This window comes from Azospirillum sp. UFLA03-27, assembly GCF_059803775.1.
The window spans coordinates 1-5,021 of the sequence record NZ_JAUQTX010000355.1; the positions used below are offsets into that span (position 1 = coordinate 1).

A 5,021-nucleotide genomic window follows, 5' to 3' on the forward strand; every position below is an offset into this window, starting at 1 on the left:
GCGTATAATCGTCGGCAGCGTCAGATGTGTATAAGAGACAGGGGCGAAGCAGCCCCCCATTTTTATCCCTTGGGAAGAAACGCGGCCTCTGCGTTGTTGATCTCCGCAACAAGAAACGGAGAGAGACCATGAACCGCAGCCTGTTCGCCGCTTTCCTGGCCGCCACGGCCTTCGCGTCCCCGGCCTACGCCGCCTGTCCGACCGACAGCATGACGCCGGACATGTACTTTGCCTATGTCGAAGGCATCCAAAAGACGCTGACCGAGCAGGGCTTCCGTCCCGGCGTGATCGACGGCAAGATCGGCCCCAACACCCGCTCCGCCATCCGCGCCTACCAGAAGGCCGCGAAGCTCCCGGTGGACGGCTGTCCGACGCAGGAGCTTCTCGACCACATCAACTTCTCCCAGCCGAAGGTCTACGGGCCGGGCAAGCGGTAAGTCTCCCGCTCATTTCACGAAGGTCAGGTCCATCACGGACTTGGCGTCCAGCGCCTTGTCCACCTGGCCTTCGGACTGCCAGAACTTCACCTGATTGACGACGTCGTCGACCAGCAGCTTGCCCTTCGGCTCGACATAGGGCAGGCCGGCGGCAACGACCTCGGGCTTCTGCTTCGTGGCCTCGGCGATGATCGCCAGAAGCTCGTCGTAGCCCGGGCCCTTCACCACGGTGCCCGACGCGTCCTTGGCGTTGAAGGCGGCGTGGTATTCGGCCAGCGCGGTCAGATAGGCGCTGACGAATTTCTCGGCCAGCGGGCGGCGCTGGGCGACGGTCTTCGGGCTGGTGAAGAGGGCGCCGAGCTGCCACGGCGTCTCGTCGCCGACCCAGCCCAGGATGGTGCCGGAGCCTTCGGCGGCGAGCTGGCGGGCCACCGTCACCGGGGCGATCACCGCGTCCACCTGACCGCCCTTGAAGGCGGCGACCATCTTCGGCACGTCCTGCATCGCCACCATGGTCACGTCCTTGACCGTGAAGCCGTGCTTCTGGCCGAGCAGGCCGACCATGTAATGGAAGGTCGAGCCCACCGTGGTGATGGCGATGCGCTTGCCCTTGAGGTCGGCCGGCTTGGTCAGCCCGGCGTCATGCGCCGCCTTGGTCGCCACATAGGCGCTGAGCTGGAAGCCCGGCTCGTCGCGGCTCTGCGCCGCGATCATGGTGACGGCGCCCTTGGCGGCGAGGTTGTAGAAGCCCGCCGTCAGGCCGGTCACGCCGAAATCCACGTCGCCCGAGGCCACCGCCACCGGCACCTGCTGGGCCGAGGTGAACATCTTCAGATCGACGTCCAGCCCTTCCTTTTCGAAATAGCCTTTGGACTTGGCGATGAAGATCGGGCCGGAGGAGGCCAGCGCCAGCACGCCGATGGAGGTCTTCTCCAACCCCTGCGCCTTGGCGGCGGGCGTCCCGGCCAGCGCCAGGGCCGCGGCACCCATTGCACCCAGAACCAAACGGCGGCTCCAACGCACGACGGTCATTCTCAGTCTCCCTTTCTCAATCATCATTTTTCTCACCGCCATTTCAGCAGGCGGCGTTCCAGGATGGACAGCACGGTCCCGATGCTCAGGCCGAGCAGCGAGAGAACCAGCACGCCGGCCAGGAGCTGGTCGGTCAGCATCAGGTTGCCGGCGGTCAGGACGAAGGCGCCGATGCCGTATTCCGCGCCGATCATCTCCGCCGCGACCACCAGGATCAGCGCGATGGAGGCGGTGATGCGGAAGCCGGCGAGGATGCCGGGGAGGGCACCGGGAAGCACGATCTTGCGCAGGATCGACGCCCAGGGCAGGCCGAAGCTTTGCGCCATGCGGATCAGGTTGCGCGGCACCGAATCGATGGCGCTGTAGGTGGCGATCACCGTAGGGAAGAAGACGCCGAAGCCGATGGTGGCGAACTTCGACGGCTCGCCGATGCCGAACCACAGGATGAACAGCGGCAGCAGCGCGATCTTCGGGATCGGGAAGAAGGCCGAGACCAGGGGCACGCCGACCGCCCGCGCCACCGACCCGATGCCCATGGCGAATCCCACGGCCATGCCGGCCACCGTGCCCATGACCCAGCCGACGCCGATGCGCATCAGCGACGCCTTCAGGTGCTGCCACAGCGATCCATCCTGCGCCATGGCGGCCAGCGCCGAGGCGACCGCGCTCGGCGGCGGCAGGAACAGCTCGCTGACGAGGCCGAAGCGGTTGGTGGATTCCCACACCGCGATCAGGATCACGAAGGCGAGCAGCGCCGCCCAGCGGTGCCCCTTGACCGTGAAGCCGCCGCCGCGGAAGCGGACGGGTTGCGACGGCGTGGCGGAACGTTCGGTCATGGGGAGGCTGGTGTCAGGCATCGGCGATCTCCCGGTCGGCCAGTTGGGCCTCGGCCCGGATCAGGTGCCACAGCCGGTCGCGCACCTCCGCCAGATGGGCCTGGGCGGAGGGTTCCAGCCGCTGGTCGCGCGGCTCCTCGATGGTCACGATCTCGCGCAGGCGGCCGGGGCGGCGGCTGAGCACGACGACCCGGTCGGCCAGCCGCAGCGCCTCGTCCAGATTGTGGGTGACGTAGAGGGCGGTCGTCCGCTCGCGCTGCCAAAGCGACAGGAAATCCTCCATCAGCAGCTCGCGCGTCTGGGCGTCGAGCGCCGACAGCGGCTCGTCCAGCAGCAGCATGGCCGGGCGCACGGCCAGCGCGCGGGCGATGCCGACGCGCTGGCGCATGCCGCCCGACAACTGCTTGGGCAGCGCCTTGCGGAAGTCCCACAGACCCATGCGGCGCAGGCCGGATTCGATGCGCTCCCGCCGCTCCGCCGTCGACAGCGGGTGGTGTTCGAGGACGAGCGACAGGTTGTCCTCGACGCTGCGCCAGGGCAGCAGGGCGAAGTCCTGGAAGATGAAGGTGATCGGGTTCAAGCAGCCGTCCGGCACCTCGCCCGCCACCGCGATGGTGCCGGAGGTGGGCGCCACGATGCCGCCGGCGATGCCGAGCAGGGTGGACTTGCCGCAGCCCGACGGGCCGATGACGGCCAGAACCTCTCCCTCCTGCACCGTCAGGTCGATGCCGTCCAGCACGACGAGGTCGTCGTAGCGGTGGCACAGGTCCTTGATGATAAGCCTCATTGTCCCTTTCCTGTTGCCGACCCCGCCCAGGCGATCAGCAGTTCGTCGCGCGAGGTCAGGCCCGCTTCCGGCAGCGCGTGGTTCACGACGGCCTTGGCGGCGCCGCCGGTCGCTTCCGGCAGGCGGTTCTCCCACATGGCCTGATGGAGCGTGGGCAGCTCGTCCCAGTTCCCGAGGTATGTCGTTGGCACACGGACCGCCCCCGACGCAATGACGCGGTTCAGCCCTGCGATTTCCGCAGCGTTCGAAAGATGCGTACCGACGATGGATGCGGATGGCATCAGGATGCGGCGCTGGCGCATCCACACCTGCGGCGCGTAAAAGCTGTAGCGACGACCACTCATGTCGCCGCAATAGACCACGCGCCCCGTGTGCGGCTTGACCAGCATGGTCGAGACGGCCAGCGTGTCGCGCCGCGCCCGCTCCACCACCACGTCCGGCATGCCGCGCGGATTGTCGGCGGCGCGCAGGATACGGCCCACCGCTTGGCCCAGCGGCTTGAAGCTGTCTTCGGTGAACAGCCGCACCGCCTCCTTGAAGGCTGCGGTCTCGCGTTGCGGGTCGGGCAGGTCCGGCATGGTGTCGGGCCAGTCGAAATGCGGCACACGGCGCGTGATCTCGGCCAGTGACACGGCGCCGGCCAGCGCCTCGCCGTAGCCCAGCGACAGCACGAAGTCGCGTTCGGAATCCCGGTCGGTAACGACGCAGACGCGGGCGCCGCTCTCGCGCGCCGCCTCGATGGCCGACAGCGCCATGTCGTCGCGCAGCCCCACCGCCCCGGCGCCGTAGAAGACCAGCACGGCCTCGCCGGGGCGCAGGCGGGCGCGGCGCAGCATCTCGGCGGGCTCGGCGGCGCCGGGCTTGCCGAGGAAGGTCATGTGGTAGCCGCTGGAGGCGCCGAAGAAGGTCAGCGCGCCGCCGTCCGCCAACGATTGGAAGGTGCGCGGGAAGGTCGTCTCGCCGGCGTGGCTGACGGCGTAGTCCACAAGGTGGCCGCCGTTGGCGGCGCGCAGCGCGTCGATGTAGGGGCGCCCGGCTTCCTCCCACGCCGCCCAGTGCGCCGGATCGGCGGGGATGCGGGTGAAGGCGGCCTCGGCGACGGAGCGGTCCACCGCTTCCGCCCCACGGGCGCGGATCGTGGCGGCGCGGCGCTCCGAGGAGACCATGCCGGTGACCTTCATGCGCCGGGCCAGCGCCAGCTCGACGGTCCAGGCGCCGGTGCCGCCCGCCGCCCCCTCCACCAGCAGGCGCTTGCCGGGCTGCACGTCGAGCGCCGTGAACAGCGCGCGGTAGCCGGTCCCGGCGGCCAGCATGTAGCTGCCCGCCTCCTCCAGCGCGAGGCCGGCCGGCAGCGGGAAGAGCTGCGGCCCGTCGGCCAGCATGAATTGCTGGTGGCTGCCGTCCGGCGACTGGTAGCCCTGGATGTGGAAGTCGGTGAACATCGGGTCGGCCCCGGCCTCCGGGTCCAGCAGGTCGGAGACGCCGGAATAGACGGCGACCAGATCGCCCACCGCCAGCCGTCCCTGGGCCTGCAACGCCTCGCCCATGCGCACGACCATGCCGACGCCGCCGGAGCCGGTGACGTGCACGTCCTCGTCATGCTCGTCGAACAGCGAGATGGGGATGCCGGTCAGCGCCCAGACGTCGTTGTAGTTGACCTCGGAAGCCAGGACGTAGACGAGCGCCTGGTTGGGGGCGGGCTCCGGAACGGGAATGACGACCTCGGCTTCGGCCTGTACCGGGTCGCCATGGGCTGCCGCGCCGGTTTCCAGGTCGCGGACGACGGCCTGGGCGAGCTGCCAGCGGGGCAGGGGTGTGGCGCCGGGAACGAAGGGGCTGCCGATGGGCAGCACGCCGTCGCGGCTGTCGCGCCGCGGACGGGCGGGCAGCTGTCTCTTATACACATCTCCGAGCCCACGAGACTATAAC

Annotated in this window: 5 protein-coding genes; 1 reads left to right on the plus strand and 4 read right to left on the minus strand. The window is 69.1% G+C overall.

Features of this window, described 5'->3' with window-relative positions; translation table 11 throughout:
* The first annotated feature begins 128 nt into the window (after positions 1–128).
* On the plus strand, positions 129–437 hold the full coding sequence (locus tag Q4I23_RS30355) for a peptidoglycan-binding domain-containing protein (RefSeq protein WP_035675189.1): 309 nt from the start codon (positions 129–131) through the stop codon (positions 435–437).
* 9 nt (positions 438–446) lie between these two features.
* Here Q4I23_RS30355 and Q4I23_RS30360 read toward each other — a convergent pair whose 3' ends face one another.
* From Q4I23_RS30360 to Q4I23_RS30375, 4 genes are read right to left on the minus strand one after another with little or no spacing between them, the layout of a single operon-like run.
* On the minus strand, positions 447–1,469 hold the full coding sequence (locus Q4I23_RS30360) for an ABC transporter substrate-binding protein (RefSeq protein ID WP_498528684.1): 1,023 nt from the start codon (positions 1,467–1,469) through the stop codon (positions 447–449).
* Positions 1,470–1,501: 32 nt separating this feature from the next.
* Positions 1,502–2,326: an ABC transporter permease gene (locus Q4I23_RS30365; protein WP_454019355.1), complete on the minus strand. Its 825-nt coding sequence runs from the start codon at positions 2,324–2,326 to the stop codon at positions 1,502–1,504.
* Complete coding sequence (locus Q4I23_RS30370) at positions 2,319–3,092, minus strand: ABC transporter ATP-binding protein (RefSeq protein ID WP_454019356.1); 774 nt, start codon at positions 3,090–3,092, stop codon at positions 2,319–2,321. The genes Q4I23_RS30365 and Q4I23_RS30370 overlap by 8 nt, the downstream gene beginning before the upstream one ends.
* Positions 3,089–4,996 carry an alcohol dehydrogenase catalytic domain-containing protein gene (locus tag Q4I23_RS30375; RefSeq protein WP_498528685.1) on the minus strand — a complete coding sequence of 636 codons (1,908 nt, stop codon included), beginning with the start codon at positions 4,994–4,996 and terminating at the stop codon, positions 3,089–3,091. The genes Q4I23_RS30370 and Q4I23_RS30375 overlap by 4 nt, the downstream gene beginning before the upstream one ends.
* Positions 4,997–5,021 lie beyond the last annotated feature (25 nt).

Coding starts and splice junctions, on each gene's coding strand:
- Q4I23_RS30355 (WP_035675189.1), top strand. CDS start 129: ATGAACCGCAGCCTGTTCGCCGCTTTCCTGGCCGCCACGGCCTTCGCG.
- Q4I23_RS30360 (WP_498528684.1), bottom strand. CDS start 1,469: ATGACCGTCGTGCGTTGGAGCCGCCGTTTGGTTCTGGGTGCAATGGGT.
- Q4I23_RS30365 (WP_454019355.1), bottom strand. CDS start 2,326: ATGCCTGACACCAGCCTCCCCATGACCGAACGTTCCGCCACGCCGTCG.
- Q4I23_RS30370 (WP_454019356.1), bottom strand. CDS start 3,092: ATGAGGCTTATCATCAAGGACCTGTGCCACCGCTACGACGACCTCGTC.